Annotated in this window: 13 protein-coding genes; 4 read left to right on the forward strand and 9 right to left on the reverse strand. The window is 67.6% G+C overall.

Annotated features, from left to right (window positions below; translation table 11 throughout):
- Positions 1–2,496 (reverse strand): non-ribosomal peptide synthetase (locus FFS27_RS14690; protein WP_137952075.1); only part of this gene is annotated, 2,496 nt, incomplete at its 3' end.
- 481 nt (positions 2,497–2,977) lie between these two features.
- Here FFS27_RS14690 and FFS27_RS14695 point away from each other — a divergent pair.
- Positions 2,978–3,583, forward strand: a complete 606-nt coding sequence (locus tag FFS27_RS14695) for an ATP-dependent Clp protease proteolytic subunit (protein WP_003110959.1) — start codon at positions 2,978–2,980, stop codon at positions 3,581–3,583.
- A gap of 341 nt (positions 3,584–3,924) precedes the next feature.
- Here FFS27_RS14695 and FFS27_RS14700 read toward each other — a convergent pair whose 3' ends face one another.
- The 3 genes from FFS27_RS14700 to FFS27_RS14710 are packed head-to-tail and all read right to left on the reverse strand — an operon-like array spanning position 3,925 to position 7,472.
- On the reverse strand, positions 3,925–4,812 hold the full coding sequence (locus tag FFS27_RS14700) for a metal-dependent hydrolase (RefSeq protein ID WP_003091705.1): 888 nt from the start codon (positions 4,810–4,812) through the stop codon (positions 3,925–3,927).
- A 9-nt stretch (positions 4,813–4,821) separates the two neighbouring features.
- A complete protein-coding gene (locus FFS27_RS14705) occupies positions 4,822–6,600 on the reverse strand; it encodes an SDR family oxidoreductase (RefSeq protein WP_009313698.1) in 1,779 nt (592 codons plus the stop codon).
- A complete protein-coding gene (locus FFS27_RS14710) occupies positions 6,597–7,472 on the reverse strand; it encodes a M24 family metallopeptidase (RefSeq protein WP_023091511.1) in 876 nt (291 codons plus the stop codon). The genes FFS27_RS14705 and FFS27_RS14710 overlap by 4 nt, the downstream gene beginning before the upstream one ends.
- Before the next feature lie 311 nt (positions 7,473–7,783).
- On the opposite strand from FFS27_RS14710, the gene FFS27_RS14715 reads away from it, so the two are divergent.
- Entirely contained in the window at positions 7,784–8,596 is an 813-nt protein-coding gene (locus tag FFS27_RS14715) for a MerR family transcriptional regulator (protein WP_016562146.1), read from the forward strand.
- Positions 8,597–8,603: 7 nt separating this feature from the next.
- Here FFS27_RS14715 and FFS27_RS14720 read toward each other — a convergent pair whose 3' ends face one another.
- A complete protein-coding gene (locus FFS27_RS14720; RefSeq protein WP_003138279.1) occupies positions 8,604–9,518 on the reverse strand; it encodes a LysR substrate-binding domain-containing protein in 915 nt (304 codons plus the stop codon).
- Positions 9,519–9,606: 88 nt separating this feature from the next.
- Here FFS27_RS14720 and FFS27_RS14725 point away from each other — a divergent pair, with 88 nt between their 5' ends.
- The gene (locus tag FFS27_RS14725; RefSeq protein ID WP_003158318.1) at positions 9,607–10,062 is read left to right on the forward strand and encodes a DMT family transporter; all 456 of its coding nucleotides are present in this window, start codon (positions 9,607–9,609) and stop codon (positions 10,060–10,062) included.
- 231 nt (positions 10,063–10,293) lie between these two features.
- On the forward strand, positions 10,294–12,372 hold the full coding sequence (locus FFS27_RS14735) for a phosphocholine-specific phospholipase C (RefSeq protein WP_021265089.1): 2,079 nt from the start codon (positions 10,294–10,296) through the stop codon (positions 12,370–12,372).
- Positions 12,373–12,429: 57 nt separating this feature from the next.
- Here FFS27_RS14735 and FFS27_RS14740 read toward each other — a convergent pair whose 3' ends face one another.
- The 4 genes from FFS27_RS14740 to FFS27_RS14755 form a co-directional block, all read right to left on the reverse strand.
- Entirely contained in the window at positions 12,430–12,930 is a 501-nt protein-coding gene (locus tag FFS27_RS14740; protein WP_021265088.1) for a hypothetical protein, read from the reverse strand.
- Between the two features lie 65 nt (positions 12,931–12,995).
- Complete coding sequence (locus tag FFS27_RS14745) at positions 12,996–13,724, reverse strand: hypothetical protein (protein ID WP_023100901.1); 729 nt, start codon at positions 13,722–13,724, stop codon at positions 12,996–12,998.
- Between the two features lie 106 nt (positions 13,725–13,830).
- Positions 13,831–14,601, reverse strand: coding sequence for a phosphonate ABC transporter, permease protein PhnE (gene phnE / locus FFS27_RS14750; RefSeq protein WP_023100902.1), 771 nt, complete (start codon positions 14,599–14,601; stop codon positions 13,831–13,833).
- On the reverse strand, positions 14,598–15,431 hold the full coding sequence (locus FFS27_RS14755; RefSeq protein WP_022579668.1) for a PhnE/PtxC family ABC transporter permease: 834 nt from the start codon (positions 15,429–15,431) through the stop codon (positions 14,598–14,600). The genes phnE and FFS27_RS14755 overlap by 4 nt, the downstream gene beginning before the upstream one ends.
- Positions 15,432–15,469 lie beyond the last annotated feature (38 nt).

Genomic DNA, 15,469 nt, shown 5'->3' on the forward strand with positions numbered 1-15,469 from the left:
GCGGGCCAGGTCGCCGGTACGGTAGAGACGGCCGCCGGCGACGAAGGGGTCGGCGAGGAAGCGCTCGGCGTTCAGCTCCGGCCGGTTCAGGTAGCCGCGGGCGACGCCGACGCCTCCTATATATAGCTCGCCGACGGCGCCGAGGGGCTGCGGCCTGAGCGCGCGGTCGAGGACGTACAGGCGCAGGTTGTCGATCGGCCGGCCGATCGGGACCCGCGTGGGGTTGTCGCTGGCGCATTCATGGTCGGACACGTCGACGGTGGCCTCGGTCGGTCCGTACAGGTTGACCAGTCGCACGGCGTCGCCGAACAGCCGGCGGAAGCGCGCGACCTGCAACGGCGCGAGGGCTTCGCCGCTGCAGAACACCAGGCGCAGCGAGCTTGCCGCCGTGCGGGCGGTCGGGTCGCCGTCGAGCAGGTCGAGGAACGGCGTCAGCATCGACGGCACGAAGTGGATGACCGTGACCGCGTCGCGCTGGATGCTTCGCAGCATTTCCCGCGGGTCCTTCTCGGCGCCGGGCGGCAACAGCGACAGGCGGGCGCCGGTGAAGCTCCACCAGAACAGTTCCCAGACGGATACGTCGAACGTCACCGGAGTCTTTTGCAGAAGCACGTCGCGTTCGCCGATCGGATAACGACGCTGCATCCAGTTCAGGCGGTTGACCACCGAGCGGTGTTCGACCATCACGCCCTTGGGCACGCCGGTCGAGCCGGAGGTATAGATGACATAGGCCAGGTCGCTGGGCGCGACGTTGGCCGCCGGCAGGTCGCCGGTGCTCTGCGGCAGGCGTTCGAGGTGCAGCACGCGCGTCTCGCCCAGGCTCTCGCCGAGTGTCGCCGCGCGTTCGTCCACCAGCACCACGCGGGCGCCGCAGTCTTCCAGCAGCAGGCGGACGCGCTCCAGGGGATGGTCGGGATTGATCGGCACATAGGCGCCGCCGGCGCGCTGCACGCCGAGGATAGCCGGCAGCAGGTGGGGACCGCGGGCGACCAGTAGCGCTACCCGCTCGTCGGCGCTAACACCCGCTGCGCGCAGGGCGTCGGCCACGGCCTGGACCTTGGCGTCCAGCTCGGCATAGCTGAGCGTGCCGCCGTCGGCTTCCAGCAGCGCGGTGCGTTGCGGGGTGCGTGCCACCTGCTCGGCGAACAGCGTGGGCAGGGTAGCCTGCTCGGGGAATGCCTGGTCGGTGGCGTTGCGGGTGTGGATCAGTTCCTCGCGCTCGGCGGCCGACAGCGGATCGAGTTCGCCGAGGCGGCGCTCGCCGCCCTCCACCAGGGCGCGCAGGAAGGTTTCGATATGCCGCGCCGCGGCGTCCATGGGGAAGTCGGCGTCGAACACATCGCAGGCGTATTCGAAATCCACCTGTGCGTCGCTGTGCCCGTCGAACTCGGAGACCCAGATGGCCAACGCGTCCGGGTCATGGGCGTGGGTCTGCGCCACGGTCTCGACGCTGGCGTTCGGGATCGCCTGGGCGGCGGGCCAGCGCATGTAGGAAAGGGTGGTGTCGAACAGTGGCGAGGCGCCGCGCAACAGGTCGCCGAGGGGCATCTTCTGGTGGCGCAGCAGCGTCCGGGTCGCCTCGCGCAACTGCGCCAGGAATTCGTCGACGGTCTGTTCCGGCGCGGTGCGGATGCGTAGCGGCAGGGTATTGGCGAAGTGCCCGACCACTTGCTTGGCCGCGCGGTCGGCGCGGTTCAGCACCGGTACGCCGAGGACCACGTCGTCGTTCTGGTGGATCCGCGCCAGGTACAGCGCCACGGCGGCGGAGAGGAACAGGAAGGGCGATTCGCCACGATCGCGGATCGCATCGAGCAGTGTGCGTTCCAGCGTCAGCCTGTGGCGCGCGGTGCGGCGCAGCCCGGCCGGGCGCCTGCGGGTGAAGAGGGCCGGCTCCAGGCCCTCCAGGGCCTCGGCGAAATAGGCGCGGTCGCCGCGGTACTGTTCCGAACCGGAGTAGTCGTCGGTCTCGAGTTGCGCCAGGAGGGAAGCCGTCGGCATCTGCGCCTGTGGCTCGCCTAGCTCGCCCAGGTAGCCGGCGCGCACCCGGCTGAGGAATAGCTGCAGGCCCCAGGCGTCGCTGACGATATGGTGGGTGCGCACGTAGACGTAGAGCGCCTGGTCGCTATGCAGCAGGGCCAGGTCCACCAGGCTGCGGCCGTCCAGCGGGTAGGCGTGGCGGAAGGCGTCGCGCAACCAGGATCGCACGGCGGCCTCGGGGTCGCGGTCGGCGCGCAGGTCGACGTGGCGCGCCTCGAACTCGGCATCTGTGTCCAGCCACTGGTACGGCGTACCGTCCGTCTCGCCGAGGCGCAGGCGGAACGCCTCGGTGTCTCGCGCCGCCTGCAGCAGCGCCCGTTCCAGGGCCTGGGTATCGACCTCGCCGGTGAAGCGGTCGTAGCTGAAGATGGTGTACTGGTCGAGTTCCGGAAACTGCGCGGCGGCGACCCAGATGTCCCGTTGGTAGGGTGATAGCGGCAAGCGAGCGAAACGAACCATCCCTGCGTCCTCTTCAACAATCCATCGATTCGGCGAACACGGGCACCGCACGCCTCGCCGGACAGGTTCCACCCGTCGACGGTTCAGCGCGCCGTAGCCAGCGTGGTTGGCAGGGAAGCGGCGGCACCCGAAGCAAGAGCGGGGTGTACTATTACTTTTGGCAGGCTCGAAGAAATAGCTGTTAATTCTTGCAGGGTAATCGCGTTGTTAACTGTTAATTCTGGTAGGTATTTACGAGGCAACTTACAAATCTGTTAGGTTCCGGGAAACGTGCGTCGCGGCCCTGTATGGCTATGCTTCACGAGATTACCTTCGCCGGTCTTTTCGAAGTTGAAGCAAGCCTTTCGAAAGTGTCTGGCTGATGCATAATGGGCCGCTCGGAAGAGGCGCATTAACGGATATATATCCGCGCCCTGGCGAACAACGAACGCATGCCCTGAAAGGTTTGCCGGATGGATTACCAACAGTTCCAGGAGGTTGCATGAAAACCGATGACAAGGACCGCGAAGGCGGCGACTCCCACGGCGCTATCGGCGCCAAGCTGATGGAGTACGCGCTCAAGGTCAGGAAGGTGTTCGTCACCGGCGGGGTTGACGAGAAGATGGCCAAGGACGTCGTCCAGCAGCTGCACATCCTCGCCTCGATCAGCGACGAACCGATCTACATGTTCGTCAATTCCCCGGGTGGTCACGTCGAGTCCGGCGACATGATCTTCGACGCGATCCGCTTCATCACACCGAAGGTCATCATGATCGGTTCCGGCAGCGTAGCCAGCGCCGGCGCGCTGATCTACGCCGCGGCGGACAAGGAAAACCGCTATTCGCTGCCCAATACCCGCTTCCTTCTGCACCAGCCGTCGGGCGGCATCCAGGGGCCGGCGAGCAACATCGAGATCTACCGCCGCGAGATCGTGCGGATGAAGGAACGCCTCGACCGGATCTTCGCCGAAGCCACCGGGCAGACGCCGGAGAAGATCAGCGCCGACACCGAGCGCGACTTCTGGCTGAACGCGGAAGAAGCCGTGCAGTACGGCCTGGTCAACAAGATCATCGTTTCGGAACGGGAGATCACGCTGCCTGGCCAGTGAGTTTCCGCAGGCCGGATAAATACGAAGGCGGGCGCGAAGAGCGTATTTCTCGATTCTCTTCTCGCTCGCTTTTCTTTCTTTAATTTCCGATCGATAGGGTAACTTTTCTTACTTTTATTTTGCTTGCTTTCAAAGTGCCATCGGCAAGAGTGGCTGGCTTTTGCAAAGTCTCACGTCGCGCGCCCGTTATTTTCAATCATTCTATCGAGCGCCATTTTTCAGGCTTATGGAAATTACCTTCCGTCTGCCGGCTTGTTTGACTCGACCTGACGTAACAATGGACAAGCGCCGGGAAAGTTCCAGCTTCCGCGGCGCTTGCCGGTATTTCCAGTGAATTGTTTTCAGGCGTTCGCTGCGCGCCGGGCCGCCGGCGAGTTGGCCAGGTATTCCAGGGCTTCCTGGGTATTCGCCTCGTGCTCGGGGTGGTACCAGGGATTGAAGTAGCGGGCGACGTCGCGGAAGGTGTGCGCGAGGTTCGGCAGCAGGCCCTGCTTGCCGAGCCGCCACCAGGTTCGTAGGAATCCCTGGCGCTTGGCGCCGCGCAGGCTCGGGTCCTGGTCGAGGAGGGTGCGGGTGCCGTCGGCGAGCAGGTAGACCAGTATCGCGATGACCAACAGCATGGTCAGTTGCCGGGTGACGAAGCTGCCGCCCAGGTGCACGTGCAGGTCGTGGGCGACGCTGCGGTGCTCGACTTCCTCGGCGCCGTGCCAGCGCAGCAGGTCGAGCATCACCGGGTCGCTGCCGCGGCGATCCAGCTCCCGGGCCTCCAGCACCCACTTGCCGAGCACGCAGGTGAAATGCTCCACCGCGGCGATGATCGCGCAGCGCTGGCGCAGCCACCAGCCGTCGAGGGCGCGGGTCAGGCGGTTCTGCCCCAGCGGGTAGTCGCAGAGCAGGCGTTCGAAAAGGAAATCCATCTTGTCGGTGAACGGCTTGGAGTCGATGTCGAACCTGCTCAGGTAGCGCTGGATCGCGCCGTCGTGGGCCCGCGAATGCATCGCTTCCTGGCGGATGAAACCCTGCACGTCGTCGCGCAGGCGGGCGTCGCTAACCAACGGCAGGGCCTTGTTGTAGAGGCGGCAGAACCACAGTTCGCCGGAAGGCAGGAGCATGTGCAGGACGTTCATCACCTGGGACGCTTCCGCTTCGCCGGGAACCCAGTGCAGGGGGGTATCGCTGAAGTCGAAGCGGACCTTGCGCTGGACCAGCTTGTGGTGGAATTCGCTCATGGCAGGCTCTCAGGAAGTCAGGTCGAAGCGCGCGAGAAACCGCGTGGCCCAGGGCGCGAAGCGCCATTGCAGGGCGCCGAGGTGCACCTCGCTGCCCACCGAGACCACCGCCTTGTTGCGCTCCACGGCGCGCACCAGCTTTTCCCCGACGGTGTCCGGGCTGAGCCGGCGTCGCTTGTAGAAGCGCTGGATCTTCGCCTGGCGCCGCGCCTGGCGTTCGGCGTCCATGCCGACGAAGCGGGTGGCCTGGACGATGCCGGTATCGACGAAGCCTGGGCACACCGCGGTGACTCCGATCGAACGTCCGGCCAGTTCCGCCCGCAGGCATTCGCTGAGCATCAGTACCGCGGCCTTGCTGGTGGCGTAGGCGGGGTAGTTGCGCGACGGCGCGAAGGCCACGCCGGAGGCGACATTGACCAGGTGCCCCGGCTTGTTCGCCGCGACCATCTGCCGGCCGAACAGGCGGCAGCCATCGATCACGCTCCACAGGTTGACCCGCAGCAGGCGCTCCCATTCCGCAGGCGAGGTGTCGAGCATCGGCCCAGCCATGCCGATGCCGGCATTGCTGACCACCACATCCGGGACTCCGAGGGTGTCGCGGACCCACTCGGCGAAGCGCTCCATGGCCTGGGTATCGCCGACGTCGACCTGGTAGGCATGGGCCGTGGCGCCAAGGGCGCGGGCCAGTTCGGCGCTGCGTTCGGCGGCTTCCAGGTCGAGATCGGCGGCGAGCAGGCTGGCGCCGCGCTCGGCGAAGCTGAGCAGGGTCGAACGGCCTATGCCGCCGCCGGCGCCGGTGACCACCACCAGCTTGCCGCTCATCGAGCGCGCGTCGGGGCGGACCTGGGCGCGTTGCAGGGCCGGCGGCGACTCGCCGGTTTCCTGGGCGTCGATGAACTCGCCGAGCCAGCCGGCCAGTTGCTCCGGCTCGGCCAGCAGTTGCCAATGGCCGACGCTCGCCTCGCGCCGCCACAGGCGTGGCGCCCACAGGCTGAGGTGCTGAAACAGCTGGGCGCCGACGTAACGGTCGCGGGTCGGTACGATCAGTTGCACCGGCACTTCGGTGTGGCGCTTGCGCGGACGGAACAGGCTGCGGATGAAGTTGCCGCGGTACAGCTTGACCCCGTGCCGGCCGTCGCTGGCCTGGGTCGGGTTGACCTGCGGATGGCGGACGCCTTCGGCGCGCTTCAGGAACTGCGGCCAGAGCCGGGCCAGGCCGGCGCTCCAGAGCAGCTCGGGTACGACGGGGGTATGGAAGAAGGCGATGTACCAGGAGTGGAGCAACTGGCCGAATACCGCTTTCAGGGCCTTCGGACTGCGCTGCCTGAGGTGTTCGCGCATCCAGAAACCGACATGGTCCAGGCAGGGCCCGGAGATCGAGGTATAGGACGCGATCAGCGGTCGGCACTGCGGATCGGTGACGCTTTCCCAGGTCTGGATCGAGCCCCAGTCATGGGCCAGCAGGTGTACCGGGCGGTCCGGGCTGGTGGCGCGAATCACCGCCTGCAGGTCTTCGCTGAGCCGTTGCAGGTGGTAGTCGCGGCTCCAGCGTGGCTTGTCCGAAGCGCCGGCGCCGCGCACGTCGTAGGCGACGATGCGGTAGCGCCCAGCCAGTTGGCGGATCAGCGGCAGCCAGGTCTCGTGGTTGTCCGGGTAGCCATGCACCATCAGCAGCGTCGGCTTGTCGTTGTCCGGCGCGCCCCAGCAATGAACCGCCAGGCGCACGTCGCCGGACTGCACGAACAGCCGTTCCGGCTGCAGGTCGGGGAGGGCGAGGAGCGCGTTCATGCGGCCTCCCGTGCTTGCGGCAGCAGGCCGCGCGCCTGCCAGCGGCGGACGTGCGGCAGGTCGTCGTCGAGCCAGTAGGCGTCGTCTTCGGTGACTACCAGCAGTTCCTCGAACTTGGCGCCCACCCCGCGTAGCCCCAGGTGCGGTTCCACCGCCCAGAGACCGGGCGTCGGCGGGTGCTCGGAGCGCTTGCCGCTGGACCACAGCGGCGACCAGCCTTCGCGCTTGCCGGTGACCAGCGCGTTGCGCGTCAGGGTGTACAGGTTGCGCACGCCGAAGCGCGCCACCGAGGGACCGCGGCGGTTGCCGAGCTTTTCCACGCGATGGGCGAGCACTTCGAAGGGATAGGCCTTGTGCCGTGGCAGGGTGCCCTGGATCACGCAGAGCCGGTCGACCGCCTGGCTGACTTCGGCCAGGGGGCGCCGTTCGCGGACCAGGTCGAGGATGATGCGTCGGTGTATCAGCAGGTCGTCCATCAGCCGCTCCTGCAACAGGTTGTGGCCGAGCGCGCCGGAGTAGCCGACATCGGCGGTATAGGCGCCGAGGGTCGGCGCGCAGTCGAGGATGAACGGCATGCCTTCCTCCAGGCGCTGCTTGCCGGGGTAGAAGGCCAGGTTGAAGCCACCGAGATGACGCAGGCCGTCGAAGCCCTTGAACGAGGTGCGGCTGCCGAACCAGGCGAAGGGCTGGTGGAACCAGTCGTCGACGCCGTGATCCTGCAGCCAGGTCTTCATCAGCGCCGCGGCTTCCCTCTCGCTGATGCCGGCGCGCAGTTCGCCGTGGATGGTTTCGCAGCAGGTATAGGCCAGTCGCTGGACCTGGCGGAAGTGATCGAGATCGTCGGGAGTGGGTACCCAGGCGCCTTGGGACATGGCTCTCTCCAGGCTGGCTTGTCGTTATTGTGACATTGATTGATGTCATGGTTGATGCTGGCCCATAAGCAGGCGTTGCGCCAGCCCTGGGAAGTCTCTTCACGCCGGTGTTACGGCACTTGCTACCGGCGCCGGAAGGCCCGGGGCAGAAGGCTCGGGACGTTTCCCCCGGGTTTTGGCGGCGGTGTCGGAGAAGCGGCTGACCGACGAGTCCAGTCTTTGGTTGGCGCCCGCGCATCCGGACGCCGGCAAAGAGCGTTGCGCCCCCGGAGGTTGTGGCCGTTCGGCGGGCCTCGTTATGATCCGCCTCCATGAGCACACCCCTGACCCTCCTGCAGCGCCTGCTGCAACGTGGCGAGCAGCCGTCCGCCGAGGATGCCCGCGAATACAGCGTCGACGAACTGGCGCGCGCGGCCGGCAGCAGCGTGCGCAACGTGCGTGCCTACCAGGACCGCGGCCTGCTGCCGCCGCCGGAGCGGCGCGGCCGGGTCGGCGTGTATTTCGACAGCCATCTCAAGCGCCTGCGGCTGATCAACCAGTTGCTCGAGCGCGGCTATTCCAGCGCCAACATCAAGGAACTGCTGGAGGCCTGGGAACAGGGCCGCGACCTCGACCACGTGCTCGGCCTGGACCAGGCGATCATCGGCGAGTGGAACCTGGAGACGCCCGGCAGCATCGGCTTCGACGAACTCCAGGCGATCTTCGGCGACGAACTGAACGACCGGGTGATCGACAAGGCCCAGGCGCTGGGCCTGCTGCTGTTCGACGGCGAGCGCATGAAGATCCCCAGCCCGCGGCTGTTCCAGGCCGGGCTGGAGCTGTACCGCAGCGGCATCCCGCTGGAGGCGCTGCTCGATCACCTCGGCGAGTTGCGTAGCGACACCGAGCACCTGGCGGCGGGGATCGTCCGCCTGATCGTCACCCACCTGGTGGACGGCCGCGGCACCGACCTGCTGCCCGGGGCGCCGGACCTGCAGGAGCTGGCCAAGGTGTTCCTGCGCCTGCGCCCGCTGGCGGAACACGTGGTCCAGGTGGAACTGGCGCGCGGCCTCAAGCTGTCGGCCAACGAAATGCTCGGCGAGCGTGTCGGCGAGATGCTGCGCAAGCTGGAAAAGCCTTCCTGACTCTTCTTCAGATCTTCCGTGCCGCCGCCTGGATCTGTTCCCGCAGCCAGGCGCCGGCCGCTTCGCGCTCGGCGTCGCCGCGCCAGATCTGTACGTAGTCGAAGCGCGGGATCGCCAGCGGCGGCTCGCAGACCGCCAGTTCCTCGGGTAGCCGCAGGCGTTCGAGGATGCGCTCGGCGATGGTCAGTACCAGGTCGGTGCCGGCCAGCAGCGCCGGGGCCACGGTGAAGTGCGGCAGGGTCAGCGCCACCTGCCGGCGCAGGCCGCGCTTTTCCAGGGCGCTGTCGACTTCCTCGGCCGGGTTGTCCTGTAGCGAGACGCGCACATGGCGGGCCGCCAGGTAGCGGTCGAGGGACAGGCCGTCGGGGCGGTCGAACAGGCTGCGCCGACAGACGCAGACGAAACGCTCCTCGAACAGGCGCCTGGCGCGCACGCCCTCCGGAAGCAGGGGGAATACCCCCAGCGCGCAGTCCAGTTGTCCTTCGGCGACCTGCCGGGCGGTTTCCAGGCGCGGTTCCTGGACTATCCCGAAGCTCACCCCGGGCGCCAGCGCCTGTTGCTGGCGCAGCAGCGCCGGCAGCACCACCCAGGCGCCGTAGTCGGACATGCCCAGGCGGAAGTGGCGCCGGCTGCGCACCGGCTCGAAGGCCGGCCCGCCGATCACCCCGCGCACCTGGTCGAGGCTGGCCTGGAGCTTCGGCGCCAGCTCCAGCGCCAGGCTGGTCAACTGCATGCGGCTTTTCACCCGCACCAGCAGCGGATCGCCGAACAGTTCGCGGAGACGCCCGAGGGCGTGGCTGACCGCCGGCTGCGACATGGCCAGGCGCTGCGCCGCGCGGGACACGTGGCGCTCGCTGAGGAGCGCGTCGAGCACCACCAGCAGGTTGAGGTCGATACGGCGTAGGTCATGAATCTGCTGCATGGAGGCTGTACCAACTATCGATTTCCATTCGCGAAGTGGATAGCAAAAACTCCGCTCCAGAGGCAAGGGCCGGAGGAGGAGAATCAGCATGCCCAATTATCTGATGGTACTGATGGCAGTTTCGGTGGGCGGCATGGTGGTGTTGCAGGCCGGCAGTAACGCCTTGCTCGGGCGCCTGCTCGGCCATCCGCTGAGCGCCAGCCTGACTTCGCTGGGCGTCAGCCTCGGGGCGGTCTGCCTGGGCCTGCTGCTGGTGCGGGTGCCGCTGCCGGCTACCGCCAGCCTCGGCGGCGCGCCCTGGTGGAGCTGGCTCGGCGGGCTGTTCGGCGCGGCCTACCTGACGGTGGCGATCCTGGTCGCGCCGCGCCTGGGCGCCGCCACTTTCATCGCGTGCGTGGTGGCCGGGCAGATGCTGGTCTCGGCGCTCTGCGACCAGTTCGGCTGGGCCGGTTTCCCGGTGCGCCGTTTGTCCTGGGAGGGCTATCTCGGCCTGGCGCTGGTGGTGGCGGGGGTATTGCTCCTGCAATGGCGGGGAAGAGTGTGAGGAGAGTGCCGGCGAAGGCTGTCAAGTGGAATCTGGCCTAGACCAAAATCTTGATCTGAAATTGTGACGAAGTTGGCATGAATAGTTGTTGCAAAGCGTGTTGAAACCAAAGCGTCTTTTTCCCTCACTAGCGTCGTCGGGGTTCGAACAGCTTGCTGCCGAGTGAGCCTGCGGGCGTCATGGATGCGCTCGGCAGCCCTGTGCCACACCCTGACCTGGTGAGTCCCCCCGATGATTTCGAAAAGCAGAAGAAGCTTCATCCGCCTGGCCGCCGGTACGGTCGGCGCCACCGTCGCCACCAGCATGCTGCCGTCGAGCATCCAGGCGGCCCTGGCGATTCCCGCGCACCGCCGGCATGGCAACCTCAAGGACGTCGAGCACGTGGTGATCCTGATGCAGGAGAACCGCTCCTTCGACCACTATTTCGGCACCCTCAAGGGCGTCCGCGGCTTCGGCGACCGCATGGCGATCCCGCTGCCCGACGGCCAGCGGGTCTGGCACCAGAAGGGCAGCAAGGGCGAGATCCTGCCCTACCACTTCGACACCAGCACCACCAGCGCCCAGCGCGTCGACGGTACCCCGCACACCTGGCCGGACGCCCAGCAGGCCTGGAACGAAGGGCGCATGGACAAGTGGTTGCCGGCCAAGACCGAGCGTTCCCTGGGCTACTACAAGGAGCAGGACATCGCCTTCCAGTTCGCGATGGCCAACGCCTTCACCATCTGCGACGCCTATCACTGCTCGTTCCAGGGCGGCACCAACCCCAACCGGCTGTTCCTCTGGACCGGTACCAACGACCCGCTCGGCCAGCACGGCGGCCCGGTAACCACCAACGACCACGACAGCAACGGCCCGGTGGAGCAGGGCTACATCTGGACCACCTATCCCGAGCGCCTGCAGGCCGCCGGCATCACCTGGCGGGTCTACCAGGACATGGCCGACAACTTCTCCGACAACCCGCTGATCGGCTTCCGCCAGTACCGCGCCGCGGCGCCTGACTCGCCGCTGATCGTCAACGGCCTGAGCACCTGGAAGCTCGATGCGCTGAAGCGCGACGTGCTGGCCAACAGCCTGCCGCAGGTGTCCTGGATCGTCGCCCCGGCCAAGTACTCCGAACACCCCGGCCCGTCCAGCCCGATCTGGGGGGCCGAGTACACTTCCTGGGTACTCGACGCGCTGACCGCCAACCCGGAGGTCTGGAGCAAGACCGCGCTGCTGGTGATGTTCGACGAGAACGACGGCTTCTTCGACCACATCGCCCCGCCGGCCGCGCCGAGCCTGAACAAGGACGGCACGCTGCGCGGCAAGACCACCGCCGACGCCACCCTCGAATGGCACACCAAGGGCGATATCCGTTATCGCAACCAGCCCTACGGCCTCGGCCCGCGGGTGCCGATGTACGTGATCTCGCCGTGGAGCAAGGGCGGCTGGGTCAACTCCCAGGTGTTCGACCACACCTCGGTGATCCGCTTCCTGGAGCAGCGCTTCGGGGTCATGGAGCCGAATATCAGTCCCTGGCGTCGTGCCGTCTGCGGCGACCTGACCTCGGCGTTCAACTTCGCCAACCCGAACAACGAGCCGTTCCCCGAACTGCCCGACACCAGCCAGGCCGACGCCATCGTCGCCAGCCAGATCAAGCTGCCGAAGCCGAAGCCGCCGGCGGTGGCCGCCATGCCCAAGCAGGAAATGGGCATCCGTCCGGCCCGCGCCTTGCCCTACGAGTTGGGCGTGCATGCGCGCTACCGCAGCGGCGGAGACGCGCTGAGCCTGACCTTCGCCAACACCGGCAAGGCCGGCGCGGTGTTCCAGGTGTTCGACCTGCTCGACAGCGAGAACCCGCCGAAACGCTACACCGTTGGCGCGCGCAAGCGCCTGCACGACAGCTTCCAGGGCGACGCCAGCGGCGACTACCACCTGGAAGTGCACGGTCCGAACGGTTTCCTCCGGGTCTTCCGCGGCAACCTGCGGCGCGATCTGGCGGAGCGCAAGGCGCCGCTGCCGGAAGTGCGGATCGACTACGAGCCGCTGTTCGGCAACCTGCGCGTGCAACTGATCAACCGTGGCCGCCATCCGGTCAAGCTGACGGTCAAGGACAACGTCTATCGCCAGGGCGAGCGGCGTACCGTCAACGTGCCGCCGGGACAGCGTCGGGAAGTCCGCTATTCGCTGCGCAGCAGCGGCAACTGGTACGACTTCAGCGTCAGCGCGCAGGGGTCGGACAGCTTCCTGCGGCGTTTCAGCGGTCGCATGGAAGATGGTCGCTCCGGCTTCAGCGACCCGGGCATGGGCCTGGGCACGCTGACCTTCTGACCCGGACGGCCGCGCCGGCTCCCTGCAATGGGGCGGCCGGCGCGGACGGCCTGCGCCCTAGTCGAGGGGAATCGGGTAGAGGGTATTGAGGATCCACTTGCCGTCCTTCAGGACGAAACCGTACGAAATCTCCTTGGCCATGTACGTATCCCAGCGCGTGCAGACGCCCTGGCCGTCGGCCTGCTTGCAGGAGTAGGCATCGATCTTGCCCATGTGCAGCTTCTCCAGGGAAACCACCTGGAACTTGCTGTTGCCGCTGCAGGCCACCGGATTGTCGATGTATCCGTACTGGCGCCAGGCCGCGTCGTAGTTGCCTCTCGACTTGAACAGGGTCTTGTCTTTCTGCGACGAGCCGGACGGCGGCGTCATCCCGTAGATGTGCTGGGTCACGTGGCCGCCCATCGAGGTATTGCGCGTGGCGTCGGCGCTTTGCTGCACGCTGGTGATGTCGCGGCAGGCGGCGGCGTTGGCCGAGGAGGCCAGCAGCAGAAGGGCGGAGAAACCCAGGCCGGCGACGCACTGGCGTGCGTCGGGGCGGGGCAGTGAAAAGCGGTTCATCGGCGGCTCCTGTGAGATGGATTGCTTATGAAGGAACGCCGCCGCGCAGTTTTCGTGAAGATGCCTCAGTCGCGATAGCGCGGCGGCGGCGCGTAGCCGCCGCCGTTCCGGGCGTCGGCGGGAAATGCCTGCGGTCCGTCGGCCGGCGCCTCGCGACCGCTGGCCGGAGCGTCCAGCTCGAACAGGGCCACGCCGATCACGCCGAGGTTGCGGCTGTCGCCGGCCGCGCTGTTGCTGGCGTAGGCATCGTCGGGACTGGCGAAGCGGAATGCCGCGACTTCCCGTTCGCTCTTGCGGAAGCCCTCGATCACCAGGTTCTCGCCCGGTTCCAGCACATAGCCGCGGTTCTTCAGGCTGCCCGGCTGGCCGTTGAGCACGTCCAGGCCGTCTACCGTGGCGACCACCTCGTAGGTCGCGCTGCCGAGGTTGTTCAGCCACAGTCGGTAGCGCTGGCCTTCACGACCCTGGAGTTGCAGGGTGCTGCGGTGCTGCACCAGGTCGAACTTGCCGCCATCCTCGTCGAGTACGGCGAAGCCGACCCGGCCCTTGGCCAGGGGCAGTTCCTTGAGCGCCGGGCCGTCGAAGCGCCGCGCGCTGTAGAACACCTGGCGGCGATCGACCGGTTGCTCCGATAGACGTTGCAGGGCCACCGAGGTGACCGGCGAGGCGACGCCTTCGCCCCATTGGGTGCCGAGCCGCTGCTCGGTCGGCGCGCCGGCCTGCTGTTGGGGCAGGCTGCAGCCGCCGAGGGCCAGCAGGCCCAGCAGTAGCGCGGATAGCAGTGGTGTACGCATGATTTTCCTCTCCCTGGATGAGCGGAGGCGCAAGCCGCCTCCCCGATGTCTCTGACCGTCGATGATGGCCGATCTTCGACGGGATTCGGAAATTTCCTAAGGGAGGTTATTGACTGACCCAGCGCTGCCGCGCCCAGGCGCTCAGGCTGTCGACCCCGAGCACCAGGACCAGCATGGCCAGGATCACCGTGGCGGCCTGGGCCTGCTGGAACAGGCTGAGGCTGAAATAGAGCATCTGCCCGAGCCCGCCGGCGCCGACGAAACCGAGCACGCTGGCCATGCGGATATTGTTCTCCCAGCGGTACAGGGTATAGGCCACCAGTTGCGGCCAGACCCCCGGCAGGGTGCCATAGGCGAATGCCGCGAGGCGTCCGCTGCCGGCCAGGCGCAAGGCCTCGGCGGGCTGCGCCGGGGTGTTCTCCAGGGCTTCGGCGAACAGCCGGCCGAGCACGCCGCCGGTGTGCAGGGCCAGGGCGAGGGTCCCGGCGTTCGGCCCGAGCCCGGCCGCCAGCACCATCAGCGCACCCCAGACCAGCTCCGGCACGGCGCGCAGCGCATTGAGCAGGAGTCGCGCCAGGCTCTGCGCCGGCACGCCGAAGCGACCCGCCGCTGGCAGCGCGAAGAGCAGGCCGAGCAGTGCCGCCAGCAGGGTGCCGATGGCCGACATGGCCAGGGTTTCCAGCAGCCCCCGGCCAATCGCCCGCAGGTGCGGGGCGGACAGGTCGGGCGGGAAGAACTCGCTGGCGTAGGCGGCCATCTGGCCCATTCCCTTGCCGCTGAAAAGACCTGCGGTGTCCATGTCCAGGTAGGCGAACGAGGCGCCCACCGCGGTCACCACCAGCAGCGGCCAGAGCAGCAGGCGCCAGGTCCGGCTCATGCCAGCCTCCCGCGCAGGAAGCGGCTCAGCAGGTCGGCGAGGAGGACCAGCAGGAGGAAGGTCAGCAGGATGCTGGCAACCTCGCCGCCGGCGAACATCCGCAGCGACAGGTCGATCTGCTGGCCGAGGCCGCCGGCGCCGACGAAGCCCATCACCACCGAAGCGCGGATCGCGCACTCCCAGCGATAGACGGTGTAGGAAATCATTTCCCCGGCGGCGTTCGGCAGCACCCCGTAGGCGAACGCCGCCAGCCGCGATCCGCCGCCCAGCAGCAGGGCGCGGGTGGGGCGCGGATCCACCGACTCGAAGATTTCCGCGTAGACCTTGCCGAGCATGCCGGCATAGGTGATGGCGATGGCCAGCACCCCGGCGGTGGGCCCCAGGCCCACGGCGCGGACGAACAGCAGCGCCCAGACGATTTCCGGCACGCTGCGCAGGAGGATCAGCAGGCCGCGCACCGGCCAGCGCAGCGCCCGTGCCCACCAGGCCGGCAGGCCGCCGCGCGGCAGCGCCGAGAGCGACAGGGCGCGGGTCGCCAGCAGTGCGGCGGGAAACGCCAGGAGCCAGGCCAGGGCCATGCCGGCGGTGGCGATGGCGAGGGTTTCCAGGGTCGCGCGGCAGAGCAGGGCGAGAAACTCGGGATCGTGCGCCGGCGGCCAGAAGCCGGCGAGAAAACCGCCCATGGTGCGTGCGTTGTCGCCGCTGAACAGGCCGGGGATATCCAGTTCGCTGAGGCGCAGCCCCGGCCAGAGCAGCAGCAACGCGGCCAGGGTCAGCAGCAGGCGCGGCAGGGCGGCGGGATCGCGCGGTGGAGAAGCGGCGTTCAGCATCGTGGGATGTGCACCACGGCGGGTTCGCTGGCCGGGCT

The sequence above is a fragment of the Pseudomonas sp. 2VD genome (assembly GCF_005503585.1).
Lineage (GTDB): Bacteria > Pseudomonadota > Gammaproteobacteria > Pseudomonadales > Pseudomonadaceae > Pseudomonas > Pseudomonas aeruginosa.